Below are 16,403 nucleotides of genomic sequence, written 5' to 3'. Positions count from 1 at the left end.
CGGGAAATTTGAAGCTTGCACGGAGGTGGCACCATGAAGAGGTTGTTCATTATGACGGCACTGTTGCTTTCTGTAAGTTGTTTTACATCGACTGAGTGTGGAGAAGAATCTTTAAGATCAATAGCCGACAAAGTAGGAATCTACATTGGCTATGCCTCTGCGAACAGTTTTTGGTTTCTACCTGATGCCAGCAAATACACAGAGGTGGCAAAAAGAGAGTTCAACATACTCACACCGGAAAACCAAATGAAATGGGACAGCATTCATCCAGAGCGTGACAGATATAACTTCAGTTACGCAGACCGTCATGTCCAGTTCGCTTTGGAGAACAACATGCTCGTTCACGGTCATACTCTGGTCTGGCACAATCAACTTCCGTTCTGGCTGAGCACTCAATGGACCAAAGATGAACTTCTTAAAGTCCTCGAGGACCACATCAAAACGGTTGTCAGTCATTTCAAAGGTAAAGTTAAAATCTGGGACGTGGTGAACGAGGCAGTCAGCGATACAGGCACTTACAGACAAACCATCTGGTACAAGACAATAGGACCAGAGTACATCGAAAAGGCTTTCATTTGGGCAAGAGAAGCAGACCCAGAAGCGATACTAATATACAATGATTACAACATAGAAACGATCAATCCCAAATCGAATTTCACCTACCAGTTGATCAAAGAACTGAAAGAAAATGATGTACCGATCGACGGTGTTGGCTTTCAAATGCACATAGATATCAATGGAGTAAACTATGAGAGCTTCAGAAACAATCTTAAGAGATTCGCCGATCTTGGATTGAAGATCTACATCACAGAGATGGATGTAAGAATACCCAAAAATGCGACTCACCAAGATCTGCAGAAGCAAGCCGAAATCTACGCAAAGATCTTCGAAATCTGTCTGGAAAATCCCGCAGTCCAAGCCATACAGCTCTGGGGTTTTACTGACAAGTACTCTTGGGTGCCTGGTTTTTTCACTGGTTATGATCATCCCCTGATCTTTGACAGAGATTACAACCCCAAACCTGCATATTTCGCGATAAAAGAAGTACTCAAAAAGAGAATAACCCAGGGTAATTGATCGCTCAGGTTTTGCAGTGTTCACAGCTATTTTCAATCTATTCTCTTCAAAGTGAAAAACTCAAAGGAAAGCTCTTGAGATTGCTGAAAGACAACGCAACTGCTGAGAAGTTGCCAAAAAATATGTATCAACTTTCACGGTGCTTGCAAAAATTCTCATCTTCGTTAGAGATTTCTTCGAGGCTGCAGAGAGATCATCTTTCGACCCAGTACCCTCTCATTCATTTTTAATTTTTTTTAACAACTCTCTGGCAGGGTTTGAAAGTAGACGCGTCATTTCACTGTTCTCTAAGATCACCAACTTAAATCTTTAAGTGCTGCAAAGAGATGTGAGGTTCTTTCTCTTTGTGATTTTTCAGCTGAAGGTTTTAGAACTGGTTCACACGAATGGGGGGATATGGCATGTTCAAAAGATTTCTGTTTATCGCCATTGTGTTGATCTCAATCGCTCTGAACGCTGAGCAGTTCAGAAGAATCATCGAAGAGCGCATAGAAGTCAACTACGATGGTTCAGCGATTATCACCAGAACCGAATCAATTGAAGGACCAGCGTTCTCAAAGCTTTACAACATTTATTTTCAGCAGTTTCAGAAAGACAAGACGCTCTTTAAGAATCTTTACTATGAACTGACGAAAGAGTATTACTTCCTTTATGGCACAACACCTTCCTTCACAGCCAATGATTTTGAAATCTCCTTTGGCGACCACTTCAAATGGACTGTGAAGATGAAAGCCGACGGTTTCTTGAGCTACGAAAACAAGCAATTTGTCTTGAGACGGAAGGGATTCAACGGCGATGAAAAGCTGGCTGCATTACTCTTACCTAAGTACTTTGAAAATGAGCTGGATGAAAAACTCTTTATCTCAGCATTTCTTGGTTCTGAGAAGAACTATTTGGAAACTACAAGAGTAACAGAGGTAATCCTGCCCGAAGGCTCTAATATTGAGAAACTAGCCCCTGCACTCCCAACGCAAAAAGAAACTGGAAACACATGGCGTGTAGATTTTGGTGGGCAAAACAGCTACAAAGCCACTCTGGAAAAGACAAGCAGAGGTTATGTGTTGAAACAGATCATTTACATAACCGGTGGTGCACCAAAGAATTTGCTAGATCAAAAACAGAGCATTAATGTACTCAGTGAGCTTCGAGATTATGCAGCTTTTCAATGTGTTTTTTTCAACGAAAAGATCAAACCTGATACTTTGACCAAACCGCTGGAGCATAAAGTGAAGAATGACTTTTCTGGTAGCTGGGGCTTCAGTGTTTCCTCAGGTGAGCTTTTCTCATACACCTTCACCTATGGAACGCTCTCTGTGACACCAAAGACAACCGTTACACTCACCTTCAATGTTTCACTTCTTTGGGAACACGAGTGGGTTAAGACAGGATGGTTCAGCTGGAGCTATAGGTTCAAAAAATTCGAAACGGTTGTATCATTCTCACCTTCTCTGAAACCTTCACTGGAGGTTTCTTCAGGTGGCTCAATAGAAAAAAGCTGGTCCAAGAACCTTGCCACCAAAACAAAGACCGTCACCCTTTGGGTTAGTGGTGTTCCAGTAGTACTGGTCTTGGAAGCAAAGCTTGATGCCGAAGCGATGGCAAAGATCTATGGTTCGATAGGCTTCAACCTCTCGGCAACTTATACCTTCAACACTTCTTTAGGGGTCACATACGAAAACGGCAGCTGGAGACAAACACCATCTTACAGCACAAAGTAGTCAGGTGTCAGCTTTCAAGCCAATGCCAAGGTTGGAGCTCAAGCAACCGGCAAACTGCCGTTCACACTGAGTGCGTACGTGTATTACGTCGCCGGACCATTTGTCAGACTCACACCTTGGATAGAAGCTCAAACAAGTGCCTCTGTTGGATCTTCAAACCAAGTTGGTTATTCGATAACAGGTGGTCTAACAGCATCTGGTGGAGTTCAGACGGCTGGATGGCTCCAAGGTCTGTGCGGTGGTATTCCATCGATTAGCTATGATTTCTGGAGTTGGCAAAAGACACTTGCAAGTGGTACGTATACCTTTTAAGTTTGTCATTTCAAAATCTTCTTCACAGAGCTTTTAATGAATTTCTAATACCGAGATTTTACTCTTTAGACAAACGCCCATCTCAGTGAATGGGCTGTCGTAAGGGGGGATTGAAGATGGTCAAGAAACTGATCCTGATCGCAGTGATAGTTTTCGCAGTACTTTTCACAGGCGGTGCTACCTTCAAAAACAAAGAATGGGGGACAGACTTCCCCTACATCGGCGCGTTCTTCCAACACAACGATGACTATGTACGATTCACCTGCACCGAGGATATGCATCGCTTCTACTACATGACAGCAAAGAATGCAGATGCATACGTGGAGTTCTACATCGATGGGAAAAGGCAAGGAGTAGTGAACGTACTGCCAAAGAACCAATGGAATTCGAGGCACTTTTCCATCGCAAACTGGGCATACTTTGATTTAGGAGGAGGTTTCATCGGACATGAAGTCGAGATTCACTTTAGAGAAAACACTACAGTTAACGGCAAATACTGTCCAGAGAATGACATAATGATCAAGCTACAAGAAAACAGTTTTGCAATTAAGTGGAAAGGTGTTGATTCAACAACCTACTGCGACTTAGATCTCTTTGCAAAATGAAAAAGGCTGCCCTAAGGCAGCCTTTTTCACAGTCTTCAAGTCATACAATCAAGCTGAAAGCTTTCTCATATCCAAATTTGTACAACAAAAATCTGCGTGCCTTTCTCAAAGCTTTCGCAGATACTTTGAGTAACATCGTTGAACTGTAAGCCTTTCTGACCATTCAACTGTGAAGTTCAACCATCCCAGGTGATGAAAAATTCTCTTTAAACTGATATCTTTTCCTGTTCTTGACCCTCGCCAGCAAGAATCGCTGCGTTTGTATTAGTTCACCGAATCTATCACTCGCATCTAAATTTGATCCAGATACAGTTTTTACCCCGTGTTTTTGTTTTCATCTGCACACACGAACCTTTGCCTGAAACAATTTGCACCGCCAATCACAGATCATCTGAGTTATTAACATTAGCTCGTTTTGAGAGAGTTTTGATCACTCCGTTAACTGTTTCTCACTCAAGAGAACATTTAGCTGTGCATCTCTTAAATTCCTCAGCTTTTGGACTACTTTTGAGCACTATTTTTTGCATGAACGCTGTATCCACAGAAGATGTCTAAGATTATGAAGTCTACAAAAGAGCAAGCTGGCTTCAAGATGCAAAGTAACCAGCACAGGCAAAATGAGGTAAAGTCCCCAAAAAGACGCTCTTTGCGTTGTACTGTGCTATAGTTAGCATTTTCTATTAGAAAGAAGATCTACAGATTCCCTTAAGATCGCATATCTCTCTTGCTAAGACTCTCACACTTCTAAACATAGTACCGCTTGTACACAAGCCATGAGCTAAAAAATCTATTTATTGAAAATAGATTCGCAGCTAAGAAGTTGCAGGTGAATCAAACTCTTGTTAGAGATATCAATTTCTTGTTAAAACGACAGAGTCAGACCTTGGTTAGTCTTGATTTACGTTATAATAATATAATAGTCTGGGCGATTGCAGAAGTGATGGAAATCAGAACGCAAAAGTGTATATTCAAAACAGACATGATTTAAGAACATTGAAAAGTTCACAGTCAGAGATTCAAAAAAGAACGCTCTAAACCTGTGAACACCTAAGATGAACAATGGGGGCATTTGGTGAGTTTTTTAACGTTTCTGGATTATGTGATTGTAGTAGTTCCAAGTATTTTTTTAACAAGCAGAATATCAGAGTCTTTGATCTATTCAGCAGTCATAATCTGTGCTCTGTACGCATTCAGGTTATACGACTACACTGAAAATCTTATCAATTCACTGACAAGATCTCTTTTCGGAGTAGCCTTTGGCTCAATTTTTCTGTTTGTTATCTGCAAGTTGTTTAGAAGTTCTTTCTTTTCCATCAAGGTATTCTTTATGTTCCTTGCACTGGTTTTTGTCTTTCCCATCGTTAATTACGCACTGGGCAAGCTGGTTTCAAAAAACATTAAAACCATCAGGTACTTAGTCATCGGCAGGGACGATGAGTTATCTAAAGTACTGAAAGAAATCGAAGAAAAGTCGAACAAAAGGTATCGCTTTGTCGAGTATATGAACCCTTCACCTGTTGTTCTACGTCAAAAAATCTCACATTACGATCGTCTTCTGATAGCCGATCCACAGCTTGAGAAGAGTATAGAAGAAGAACTCATAAATATTAAGCAAAACCACAAAGTTGAATACCTACCAAATTTGGCAGAAAGAGTACTCAAAAGAATACCAATCGAGGTGGTCGAAAAATTTGAAGATTACTACAAAGTCTGCTTTGATAACATAAAAGAATCACCAGCAAAGAGAATTCTCGACGTTGTATTGGCATTGGTAGGGCTAATTCTCTACTCACCCTTTATACTTCTTTCTTCATTCTTCATTCTGCTGGAAGATGGAAGACCTGTTGTCTTCAAACAGCTCCGAGTTGGAAAAGACAAAAAAGAATACTTAATGCTGAAACTGAGAAGCATGAAAGAACAACTTCGCGAAACTGTGAAATTCGCAGATGACGAAAATCACAGAATACTGAAGATAGGAAGAATCATACGCGCAACACGAATAGACGAATCACTCCAATTCATAAACGTACTCAAAGGCGATATGAGCATCGTTGGTCCAAGACCAGAACAAGCACCTTTTTCAAGATTCTTCGAAGACACCATCCCCTGTTACTCTCTTCGGTACAAAGTAAAACCTGGCATAACTGGCTGGGCACAGATATGCTACAAATATTCATCAACGGTTGAAGAAACGAAAGTGAAACTCAGCTATGACTTGTACTACGTAAAAAACAGAAACATACTTTTAGATTTCAAAATACTTCTGCTCACCTTGGAAACAATAATATTCGGGAAAGGGGCAAAATGAGAATTTGCAAAAGGAAAACGGTAAAATGAGCAAAAAGAAGATCTTGCAAATCATAACTCGCTCCGATTGGGCAGGCGGACAGAAGGTTCTTTTTGCCTTGGTTTATGGATTGAAACAGTATTATTCTGAAGAATATGACGTAGAAGTTGCCTGTGGAAAATTTGACGGACAGCTGATACCAGAACTTGAAAAGATAGGTATAAAGGTTCACCTAATCGAGAACCTCATTAGGGAGATATCGCCTCTGAAGGACATTAAAGCGTTTTTCGAGATCAAGAAACTTATAATAAATGGTCATTACGATGTAGTGCATCTCCACTCTTCGAAAGCTGGTTTTTTGGGCAGAATAGCTGCGAAGATGTTGAAAGTTCCCCTCGTTGTTTACACAGTCCACGGCTGGTGGCCAATAGAACAATACAAAGGCTTGAAGCGCAAGTTTATAATCCTCATAGAAAGATTCGCTGCAAGATACTGCGACAAGATAGTTCTTCTGTGTCAAAGAGATCTTCAGAAAGCAAAAAGCTGGAAAATAGGAAAGGAAGATCAGTATGTCATCATTCCTAATGCTATAATACCAGAACCACCCGCAGAGAAAGGAACACTGAGAAAAGAACTTGGAATATCCGACAATGTAAAAATCGTTGGTAACGTTGCAAGGCTTGATCCACGAGATGTTATCTTTCTGTTTTCACGTTATATGAGCATTGCTTCGAGGACAACATAGTATAAATTAGATTAGAAAGATAACCTGAAAAACTTGGATCACCGCAGCGATGCATTATGATCTCTTGAGGTAACGGTTGCATCGGTGATCGAGGAGGTACATCAAATATGGAAAAGAAAAAGGAATGCGGAGCCCTGAATGACGTGAAAGCGAGTTCTCCACAACTTCTAATTGAAGGCACAAGGGTAAAGAACTTTACTGTATTGATGTCTGTGTATCATAAGGAAAAGCCACAATATCTTAAGGAAGCAGTTTTGAGCGTGATGAAAAATACAATTTTGCCAAATGAGGTAATAATCGTTGAAGATGGTCCGCTCACGAATGAGCTTTATTCCATTTTAGACGAAATGCAAAGAAATTTCTCTTGCATAAAACGCATCAAGTTATCGGAAAACGTAGGACTTGCGAAAGCTCTCAACACAGGAATTAACGTAGCCTCCAACGAACTTATTGCTAGGATGGATACAGATGACATATGTGTTCCTGACAGATTTGAACGACAGCTAAAGTTCTTGTCAATGAACAGCAATGTGGACGTACTCGGTGGTCAAATAATAGAATTCGACGAGTCTATGAGCAAAGGCATTACTCGCCGGTTCGTGCCTAAGTCTCATGAAGAAATCGTCTCTTTTGCGGAGAGAAGGAATCCAATTAATCATATGACAGTGGTGTATAAAAAATCAGTAATTGAGTCTGTCGGTGGCTACAGGCCTATCCATTATTTCGAGGACTATGATCTATGGGTTAGACTCATCTTGCATGGAGCTACTTTTGCAAACTTGCCTGATGTGCTTGTACACGTAAGGGCAGGCGATAGTCTGTTCAGTAGACGTGGCGGACTCAAATACGCGCGTTGCGAAATCAATTTTCTGATCGAGTTGTATCGTCTTGGTTTTCTGTCATTTGCGGACCTCTTTGTAGGTATACTTTCCAGAACTGCAATAAGACTTATGCCAAACCGCGTAAGGAAATTGTTCTACAAAACATTCTTGCGGAAGAAGGAGAATATTGTGGTATGAAGAGGATAAAGCTTCTTTACTTAATCTCGAATCTAAGGAGAACGGGACCTGTACTTCAGTTGTACAATATAGTTAAGTATCTTGACAGAAGCATTTTTGATCCGATGGTTTTGACTATAAGCCCAGAGGAAGAAAGCAGTTTAATCAATGAGTTCCTCGAGCTCAACCTTCCCGTTATGTCACTTAACTGGCAGAAGGGTTCACTCCCTCCAAGGAAGCTTTATGTTGAGAGGATTAATGAGCTATCCCCGGACATAGTACACAGTCATGGCATACGGGCTGATGTCATAGCTAAATCTCTCCGTGAGACCGGATATGTAAGGTTCTCGACTATTCATTGCGACCCCCTTGAAGACTATCCGAGATTGTACAGATTAAAAGGGGTACTTGCAGCGATTGCTCATATATTCACGCTGAGAGGCATCGATAATCTGGTAGCTTGCTCCGGTTCTCTTGCAGAAGGGATTTATCATAAGTACGGCCTTCGTGCATGTGTTATACTGAATTCGGCAGATATTAGTGATAGACTATACAGCACAGTTGTTTCCGAGCAAATTAGGACGCTGAAGCGGAAACCGGACGATTTTATATTTATCTACGTTGGTGAGTTAATAAAGCGAAAGAATCTAAATTTACTTGTGAATGGCTTTAAGAGGGTACCAGAAAATCTAAAGCTTGTCATTGCTGGAGATGGACCTGAGAGAAAAAATTTGGAAGTCGACGCTCCTTCAAATGTAACTTTCGTTGGCAGACAAAAGGACGTTGTCTCGTTTCTATTTGGTGCTGATGCTTACGTTTCGGCGAGCCTGTCCGAGGGATTACCAACAGCCGTCTTAGAAGCACTTGCTATGGGTTTGCCTGTGTTGCTATCCGATATACCTTCGCATGTAGAAATATTTTCACTTGCCAGAAAAGCTGGTGCTAGCATCGGGAGTTTGTTTAAAAACCGTGACCTCAATGATTTTGTTCAAAAAATACTATCATTCCCGAATTTAACTTTTGACAAGGCAGAGATAATTAAGTTCTTTAATATCTTCTTCTCACCTGAAAAGATGAGTAAAGAGTATCAAGAGCTATACCTTCAGAAAATCAAGGGAAGGTCGGTGAGGTAGCATTGTTATCCGAAGCAAGCAGCGTATCTGTTAGGAAAATTCTATTCGACGGTTTCTTCTTTTTTTCCTCTCTCTATCTAGTTGGTATAAGACCACCTGTGCTTAAAGAATATGGCTTAAATGCTAGTCCAATATACTTCTGGGCTGTTTTCGGAGCGGTTGGATTGCTTTTGTATATAATAGCTTCCGCTGGTCGGATTCGCCTGAACAGGGTTTCCATATCTTCCTTGAGCATGTTGATTTATTTGCTCTTCACACAACCCTTGCTGAGACCTCAGATCAATGCTTTTGTTCATTTGTTAATGACATACTTTTTTACCTTTGTCGCTTCTATTCTGATCAAAGAAGAACCAGGTGATGGTGAGAAATTAGCTAAGATATATCTGTATACCAACACAATACTTCTAACAGCTGATTCGATTTATCGGCTTGGTTCGTTTGAAAAGTTACAAGTTGCTTTCTTATCTTTGATCACTGGAAGTCTTGAATTCTATAAAGCGAAGATAGGCAGCTTGATTTTCGGAGACAGTAACGCGGTGGGTTTCTTAGCAGCATCTCTGTATGTATTCACTGGATACCTCAATTCCAAAAATGGGTTCAAAAAAATATTCTTCAAAGTGGTGTTTTTCGTCTTCGCATTACTTTCTTTCTCAAGGGCGATTTATGTGGCTGTGTTTATAATTCTGATGGTAGATATTCTTTCACGATCTGCAAAGAGAACCGCTCAACTTGTCGGTTGGCTTTCCTTCATCTTTTTGCTTACATTTACACTCGCACCAGAATGGTTCAACAACATCTTTAGCGATGGAAGCTTCCAAACTAAGATTTATATAGCCCAACGTACCAGGGATTTTATGCTAAAGTGGAATTCGTACATTTCGCTATTCGGATTGGGTGCAGGAAACGCCATGATTTCACCTGAGTTCGGGATTGGGACACATAATCTTCTTTCTACCTATATTGTAGAGACTGGATATATTGGTTTCTGTCTTTTCTTGTGGTTCCTTTGGTCAATTTTCAAGCACACAAGAGCTCAGTTTGCTAAATTCTTTATCCTTTTGTTCACATCAGGGGCTTCCTTTGTTCCACACGGAGTTCCCTACTTTTATTTTATGATGATGTATCTAAATTCGCCTACTAAAAGTAAGGAAGCTATGGAACTCGTCAAACAGTGAGAGATAGGAAAGTCTGGATGCTTAAACTACTAAACTAGCGAAACTGTCTTTCTATAGCACATAATTATTGCGTGCCTCGTGGTTGTGTAGCATCATTGACTGAGAGGTGACAACATGCGACTTGCAGTTGGTATTCCAACTCTTAATAGACCGGAGGATCTAAAGAGAACAATAATGAGCATTTTAAAGAATAGTGTTCTACCCGATGCAATATTCGTGGCTGATCAGAGTGACGATGATACAACAATGAGGGTTTGTGAGCAATTGGAAAAAGAAGCACAAGGTGTAAAACTTGTTTACTTAAGAATGGATAGAAAGGGATTAACCCGCGCACGGAATAAGATCTTGGACGAAACCATCCCAAAGTACGACATTATAGCCTTCTTAGATGACGATGTAGTACTTGATAAGGAGTATATTTCAGAAATCAGAAAAACATTTCTTCATGATGATGACGTAACAGGTGTGACTGGCAGAATGATCCAGAAGGTGAGAAAGTTCGGTCTGAAGCTTGATTACAACATTTACCTCTTTTTGAGCTACCTTAGAGCGTTTCTACGCGGTTATTTTTCAGTAGCAGCAGGTATCTTTCTTCCACCGAGGGTTAACGAATATCTTGTCAACACTTTTCCGGTAGTAAACCCTCTGCGTAGGAATTTGATTGAAAACGCACAGTGGTTATATGGTGGTCTCATGAGCTATCGTACCAGAGATCTGAGATACAAGAGATTTGACGAACAACTCATACTTTATGGCTTTGCCGAGGATCTAATTTTTTCGTATAGCCTATGGTTGGAAGGTAAAAAACTTGTTGTTAACCCTAGGGCATTGGTACAGCATGTAGAATCACCAGCGTCGAGGTTGAACCAAGACGCGAGAACTCTTATGATGATAGGTTATAGACTCTATGCGTTGGCAAAGTTTAGACCAAAAAGTGTGGTAGAGAAGCTTTCGACAAAACTGGTGAATTTTTACTTACCTATTATGAAATTGAGCAAAGAACAAAAAGAGGAAATCCTAAGGGTGATTGAGAAACACAAAGACGAAATTTTTTCAGGTAACTTGGAGAACCTGAATGCAGAAATTATACGCAGATTAACTCGCGGAACCCGTATCGATCAGTTGTATTAGCATAACGTGTGAAAGTCGAGAATTGAAGATGAAAATGTATTTAGGTTAGGTTCTCAGTGAATTGCCACTGAAAGTTTTGATTCTCTACTGTAGGTTAAAGAGAAGACAAGACTGAGAAAGTTCCATTGGGAACCAACTCTACTTTCTTAGAACGTTGGCCTTCAAATTATTCGTTTAGTCACCTTGTGAAGATTTGCAAAGCTTGTAGGAAGGGTATAGTTATCTCTGAAATATGTGGCTGAGAGAAATAATATCTTGAGGAGGTACACTCATGCAACCGGCAATTTCGATAGTGATACCTGCGTACAACGTCGAAGATTACATTCGCTCAACTTTGGAATCGGTAAAAAGACAGACTTACAAGAACATAGAGGTCATAGTTGTGAACGATGGATCTAAAGACAACACATCAGAAGTTGCAAGACAAAAACTTGCAGATGCCGAATTTCCATGGATGGTGATAGACCAAGAAAACCAAGGTGTGAGTGTTGCAAGAAATGTTGGACTATCAAAAGCATCTGGTGAGTATGTTCTTTTCCTGGATGGTGATGACAGAATATCTGAACTCTATGTGGAGAAGATGTACAAAAAGGCGAAAGAATTGGATTGTGATATTGTTTTCTGTAAGTTCAGTAGAATTTCAGACCAGGGTAATGGAATTAGGACAATAGAGGCTTACGACGATCTTTACAGTCCCAAAGTTCATACAAAATTCGAGAATGGTGGAAGCGGTTTGCAAGTCCTGGGAGATGCGTTGAGGTTGAGAGTTTGGGTATGGACAGCTAGTGCTATTTATAGACGTAGTTTTCTAATTAACAATTGTTTACTCTTTTCTCCAAAGTACTGGGTAGCTGAGGATATTGACTTTGAATTCAAGGCTCTGTTTGCAGCCAAAGCAGTCGCGTCGGTTAGTGACACTCTGGCATTTTACCTTGAGAGACCAGGATCTGTGACGCAACAAAAAAATCGATTGTGGGAAAAGATGTTGATGGTAAAAGAAGTATTTGAGGGTTTAGCGAAATTCTTCGATGAAGCAGGTGCTGATGAAAAAACAAAGTCATTGTTTGAAAATTATTCAAGAATCCACTTGTGGGGGTATGTTAGGCAGGTTTACGCGCTTAATTCCATTAAGGACGTTAACATGTTCGGAGAGATGTTTGCATACGCAAAGAAATTCAAGCCTGTGTCAATTTTCAAGTGGAGAGTTCTGTTTGCTGAACGAATCTTGTTGGGCTTGCTTCCTGGTGAATTGTCGTTGAAATGCATCAGTTTTTTGATTTCTATTAAGGAGAATATGAAGTTAAGGAAAGTCTAAGAAGCCTACGTCACCATATTGCGATGCGATCATATACGGTTTATAATTTTTTATGACAGGAGGGCTTAATGTGAAGATTTCGCTCATAACACTTTTGGGTCGCAGATATAACGATAACTATGGTGCTGTTTTGCAATGCTTGGCTCTTCAGGAGTTCCTCAGAAAGCATGGTTATGATATACAAGTCCTTGATTTTGATCCGACTCGGATTCAGTCACAATCTCCTTTTTTGGTAAGAGTCCTTAAATTCTTAAAGAAAGAGCATGTCTTCAGGAGAAGCTTGGCATATCTTAAGCAGTTTTATCATAGTAGGTTATTCTCCAACCAAAATCGGCAACGTTCTGAAGTGTTTAATCAGTTTAGAAACGAATACATTAGATTTACAGACCAGTCGTGCCACTCATTTGAGCAGGTTTTCAGAGATTGGCAGAGTTTACACAAAAGGTATGAATTATTTCTTGTAGGATCCGATCAAGTATGGAACAGTAGATTTCATAATACTAATTCACTGAAAGTTTACCTTCTCAACTTTGTAAACTACGGTGTGAAGATCTCATATGCATCGAGTGTTGCTGCAAACATTCCGGACGAACTTGTGAGTTTGTACAGAAACAGCTTATCAAGTTTTTTTAGAATCTCCGTTAGGGAAGAAGGAAGCGCAGTTGAACTCTCGAAAATACTTGGCTCTAAACCAACCGTTGTTTTAGATCCAACTTTTCTGTTATCCGCAGAAGACTGGGCAAGCTATGCTGAATCTCCTGCAAAAAGCGTTAATCCTCAATTCGTTTTCGTCTATGATCTTTATAGAAGCAAAAACATTATCCCGGTTGTCGAGCGGATAACTAATAGGTATGGCATCAAGTACGTGAATTATGATCCAGCTATTCTTCTTCTTCGGAAATACAAAGGCAGCAACCTTTTGCTTAATTTTTATACATATGGACCAAAGGAATTCTTGTGGTTGATTAAAAATTCAAAGTTTGTTGTAACTTCGTCCTTTCATGGTATGGTTTTCGCGATTATATTTGGTAAACCATTCTATGTGATTTTGTGGGACGATAAAGGAAAGATCAAGCAAAATGACAGAGTCACAGACGTTTTGTCAAAACTCGGACTCCAAGACAGAGCTTTCACTGACCCCAAAGAGATTTTGAGACGTGGGCTGGATGAAAGCATAGACTGGGAGCAAGTTTATGAGAAACTCGAAAAGTTGAAACAAGAGTCAGCTGAATGGCTACTGAATGCCATCTCTGAAGCACTAAAGGAGAGGGAAAACCCAAGAAAATACGAGAACGTTTCAACTGTGCACGATTGCTACGGCTGTTTTGCGTGCTACAACGTTTGTCCGCATGGAGCAGTAGAGATGGTTTTCAACGAAGAGGGATTTTACTTCCCAAAGGTTGATAACGATCTTTGCACAAAGTGTGGCCTATGTGTACAAGTCTGTCCTGCGCTTAAGTTCCCAGAGAACGAAAACCTTGAAAAGCCGCGAACGTATGTTGCATGGTCGCTGGACGAACCGACAAGGCTGGCGTCTGCATCTGGTGGAATCTATCCGGAATTGGCAAAGGCGATAATAGAAAAAGGAGGCACTGTATTTGCAGTAGGTTGGAATAAAGAGTGGCTTCCAGAACACATGGAGATAAGCACTACTAACGATATTTCCAAAACAGTGAGCTCTAAGTATCTGCAAAGTTACGTCGGAAAGTCGTATGAAAAAATCCTTAAGGATGCTAAAGAAGGAAGAAAAGTATTATTCGTCGGAACCCCATGCCAAGTTGCCGGCTTAAAGAATATTATCCGTAAAACGCTCGAACCGGAGGAAATGAGGAATGTTCTTTTGATTGATCTTGTGTGCCACGGTGTGAATTCCTCACTGCTTTTCAAAAAGTATCTGGGCGAAGTCTTTCGTGCCGAGGAAATTTCAGAGATAAACTTCAGAAGTAAGGACACTGGCTGGAGCAGATTCTCATTCAAGGTTCTCAAAAAGAATGGAAAATCAGTATTGAAACCCCATTACAAGGACGCATTTTTCTACGGTTTTCTTAAAAACTTGTACCTTCGCAGAAGTTGCTACGAATGCCCATTTAGCACTCTTCCAAGGCAGGGCGACTTAACACTGGGAGACTTTTGGGGTGTGCCAGAAAAGTACAAAGATGAGGGAGGTGTATCGGTGGTTCTTGTAAACAATGAAAAAGGTATGGATGCATTTCAAGAACTCATCAAAGACAGCAGAATATTTGCCGAGGAAGTACCGCTTGAAATGGCTACGAAAAGCAACCCCAGAATTTACTCTGGTTATATGGAAGTACCATTGGAACGCGAGAAAATCTTAAAAGAATACAGACACAAAAGCTGGAGGTATATCGAGAAAAACTACATAAAGCCACCCAAGGGTATCAGAGGTCTTGCACGAAGAGCGATGAGCTTATCAAAACGTGTAGTACGCAAGTTGTTGAAGAGGTGAACTCGTCTTGAATCAGTACAAAAAGTTGGCTTTCAATACAGTTATCTTTGCAGTAGGAAACACTGCTTCTAAAAGTATTTCCTTCTTGCTGCTTCCTGTTTTTACAAGGTACATGGCGCCGTCGGATTTTGGAAAGCTCGATGTCATAAATACAACAATTTCTTTACTCTTACCAATATTATCTCTTCAACTGATAGAAGCAGTTTTTAGATACGCAGTGGATTTTCGAGACGAAGAACACAGTAGAAAGGTTTTGTCAAGTATCGCAACATTCACTTTTTTCTCGCTTCTCTTTGCATTGGCTTTGTATCCTTTGTTGAATAGAATTGATGTTTTTTCACAGTACTGCATTTATTTCTACAGTCTGTACTTTGTTACCGTACTAAACGGAGTAATAAAACAATTCGTTCGTGGCCTTGGTTTGGTTAAGTTGTATGCAGTAAGTGATATACTCTTCTCAGCTGCTTTTGCGGTTTCAAACGTTATCCTTTTAGTAGGTTTTGGTCTAGGTATCAAGGCGTACTTGCTCTCCAATGTTTTTGCTCAGATAATGTCCATAATGTTTCTCTTTTTTACAGCTTCTCTTTGGAAGTATTTGATGTTCAAAGTCGATATACAGCTGCTCAAAAGCATGCTAGCCTATTCGATTCCTCTGATTCCTAATGGAGTTATGTGGTGGTTAATTACGGCGGCTGACCGGTATTTCTTGAGCTACTTTCTCAGTTATGAAGCGACTGGTATTTACGCGGTTGCAGCAAGGTTTCCAGCATTGTTGACAACTGTTCTAACCATTTTCTTTCAAGCATGGCAATTATCTGCTGCAGAGGAGTACGGCAAAGAAGGTTACAGTCGGTTTTTTAAGAACATCTTTGGCATCTTTTCAGGCGTAGTGTTTTTGGTATCCTCGGTATTGTTTCTTGTAATAAAGCCATTCATGCAATTCTATGTAGGAGAAAGCTTTCACGAAAGTTGGAGGTACACGGTGCTACTTTTCTTGGGAGCAGTATTTCACTCTTTCTCAAGCTTCTATGGGGTTAATTACACCGCATCAAAGAAAACCATAGGAGCTTTTAGTACTTCAGTCTTTGCAGCAACAACAAAAATTACAGTGCTGTTGTTATCGATACAAACAATGAAGATACAAGCTGCAAGTTTATCATCGTTCCTTGCGTACTTAACGATGTGGGTTGCGAGAATTTTTCACACGAGAAGATTAGTGCACGTGGAGTTGGATAAAAAACACATTGTTTACTCGACGATCATGGTGCTTGCTCAAGCAGTTTTGTTGCTCACATTGGAAGGTGGCATGTTGCTTTATCTTGCTCAGCTCTTTCTTGTAGGCACTGTTTTCTCTCTTCAATGGAAGTATCTGTCACGTGGGATGAAGTTTGCTAAGGAGTTTATTGGTGTACGGAAGCTATAGGTTCTGGGAACTCATCT

13 protein-coding genes are annotated in these 16,403 nt (G+C 40.4%); all 13 read left to right on the top strand.

Annotation, left to right across the window (positions count from 1 at the left end; genetic code table 11):
* Positions 1–33: 33 nt before the first annotated feature.
* The 13 genes from ACSFC1_RS04405 to ACSFC1_RS04345 all read left to right on the top strand — a co-directional run bounded on the left by ACSFC1_RS04405 (position 34) and on the right by ACSFC1_RS04345 (position 16,386).
* Positions 34–1,077 (top strand): endo-1,4-beta-xylanase, encoded by a 1,044-nt coding sequence (locus ACSFC1_RS04405; RefSeq protein WP_435564909.1) that lies wholly within the window; start codon positions 34–36, stop codon positions 1,075–1,077.
* Positions 1,078–1,478: 401 nt separating this feature from the next.
* Positions 1,479–2,795, top strand: a complete 1,317-nt coding sequence (locus ACSFC1_RS04400) for a hypothetical protein (protein WP_435564908.1) — start codon at positions 1,479–1,481, stop codon at positions 2,793–2,795.
* 78 nt (positions 2,796–2,873) lie between these two features.
* Entirely contained in the window at positions 2,874–3,107 is a 234-nt protein-coding gene (locus tag ACSFC1_RS04395; protein ID WP_435564907.1) for a hypothetical protein, read from the top strand.
* A gap of 116 nt (positions 3,108–3,223) precedes the next feature.
* Positions 3,224–3,712, top strand: coding sequence for a hypothetical protein (locus ACSFC1_RS04390; protein WP_435564906.1), 489 nt, complete (start codon positions 3,224–3,226; stop codon positions 3,710–3,712).
* Between the two features lie 1,072 nt (positions 3,713–4,784).
* Positions 4,785–6,020, top strand: a complete 1,236-nt coding sequence (locus ACSFC1_RS04385; protein WP_435564905.1) for a sugar transferase — start codon at positions 4,785–4,787, stop codon at positions 6,018–6,020.
* A 25-nt stretch (positions 6,021–6,045) separates the two neighbouring features.
* A complete protein-coding gene (locus ACSFC1_RS04380; protein WP_435564904.1) occupies positions 6,046–6,744 on the top strand; it encodes a glycosyltransferase in 699 nt (232 codons plus the stop codon).
* A gap of 107 nt (positions 6,745–6,851) precedes the next feature.
* The gene (locus ACSFC1_RS04375) at positions 6,852–7,763 is read left to right on the top strand and encodes a glycosyltransferase (protein ID WP_435564903.1); all 912 of its coding nucleotides are present in this window, start codon (positions 6,852–6,854) and stop codon (positions 7,761–7,763) included.
* Positions 7,760–8,875: a glycosyltransferase gene (locus tag ACSFC1_RS04370; protein WP_435564902.1), complete on the top strand. Its 1,116-nt coding sequence runs from the start codon at positions 7,760–7,762 to the stop codon at positions 8,873–8,875. Before ACSFC1_RS04375 ends, ACSFC1_RS04370 begins: the two co-directional genes overlap by 4 nt.
* A gap of 2 nt (positions 8,876–8,877) precedes the next feature.
* Positions 8,878–10,050 (top strand): hypothetical protein, encoded by a 1,173-nt coding sequence (locus tag ACSFC1_RS04365; protein ID WP_435564901.1) that lies wholly within the window; start codon positions 8,878–8,880, stop codon positions 10,048–10,050.
* A 114-nt stretch (positions 10,051–10,164) separates the two neighbouring features.
* Positions 10,165–11,181 carry a glycosyltransferase family 2 protein gene (locus ACSFC1_RS04360; RefSeq protein ID WP_435564900.1) on the top strand — a complete coding sequence of 339 codons (1,017 nt, stop codon included), beginning with the start codon at positions 10,165–10,167 and terminating at the stop codon, positions 11,179–11,181.
* 271 nt (positions 11,182–11,452) lie between these two features.
* Entirely contained in the window at positions 11,453–12,496 is a 1,044-nt protein-coding gene (locus ACSFC1_RS04355; RefSeq protein ID WP_435564899.1) for a glycosyltransferase family 2 protein, read from the top strand.
* Positions 12,497–12,548: 52 nt separating this feature from the next.
* Entirely contained in the window at positions 12,549–14,963 is a 2,415-nt protein-coding gene (locus tag ACSFC1_RS04350; protein WP_435564898.1) for a polysaccharide pyruvyl transferase family protein, read from the top strand.
* A gap of 7 nt (positions 14,964–14,970) precedes the next feature.
* The gene (locus ACSFC1_RS04345) at positions 14,971–16,386 is read left to right on the top strand and encodes a lipopolysaccharide biosynthesis protein (protein ID WP_435564897.1); all 1,416 of its coding nucleotides are present in this window, start codon (positions 14,971–14,973) and stop codon (positions 16,384–16,386) included.
* The last annotated feature ends 17 nt before the right edge of the window (positions 16,387–16,403 follow it).

Origin of the sequence: Pseudothermotoga sp. U03pept, from assembly GCF_051235805.1 — a bacterium.
Taxonomy (GTDB): domain Bacteria; phylum Thermotogota; class Thermotogae; order Thermotogales; family DSM-5069; genus Pseudothermotoga_B.
Note: the sequence above shows the minus strand (reverse complement) of the source record. Positions and strands in the feature narration are given on the sequence as shown.

Coding starts and splice junctions, on each gene's coding strand:
- ACSFC1_RS04405 (WP_435564909.1), top strand. CDS start 34: ATGAAGAGGTTGTTCATTATGACGGCACTGTTGCTTTCTGTAAGTTGT.
- ACSFC1_RS04400 (WP_435564908.1), top strand. CDS start 1,479: ATGTTCAAAAGATTTCTGTTTATCGCCATTGTGTTGATCTCAATCGCT.
- ACSFC1_RS04390 (WP_435564906.1), top strand. CDS start 3,224: ATGGTCAAGAAACTGATCCTGATCGCAGTGATAGTTTTCGCAGTACTT.
- ACSFC1_RS04380 (WP_435564904.1), top strand. CDS start 6,046: ATGAGCAAAAAGAAGATCTTGCAAATCATAACTCGCTCCGATTGGGCA.
- ACSFC1_RS04375 (WP_435564903.1), top strand. CDS start 6,852: ATGGAAAAGAAAAAGGAATGCGGAGCCCTGAATGACGTGAAAGCGAGT.
- ACSFC1_RS04370 (WP_435564902.1), top strand. CDS start 7,760: ATGAAGAGGATAAAGCTTCTTTACTTAATCTCGAATCTAAGGAGAACG.
- ACSFC1_RS04360 (WP_435564900.1), top strand. CDS start 10,165: ATGCGACTTGCAGTTGGTATTCCAACTCTTAATAGACCGGAGGATCTA.
- ACSFC1_RS04355 (WP_435564899.1), top strand. CDS start 11,453: ATGCAACCGGCAATTTCGATAGTGATACCTGCGTACAACGTCGAAGAT.
- ACSFC1_RS04350 (WP_435564898.1), top strand. CDS start 12,549: ATGACAGGAGGGCTTAATGTGAAGATTTCGCTCATAACACTTTTGGGT.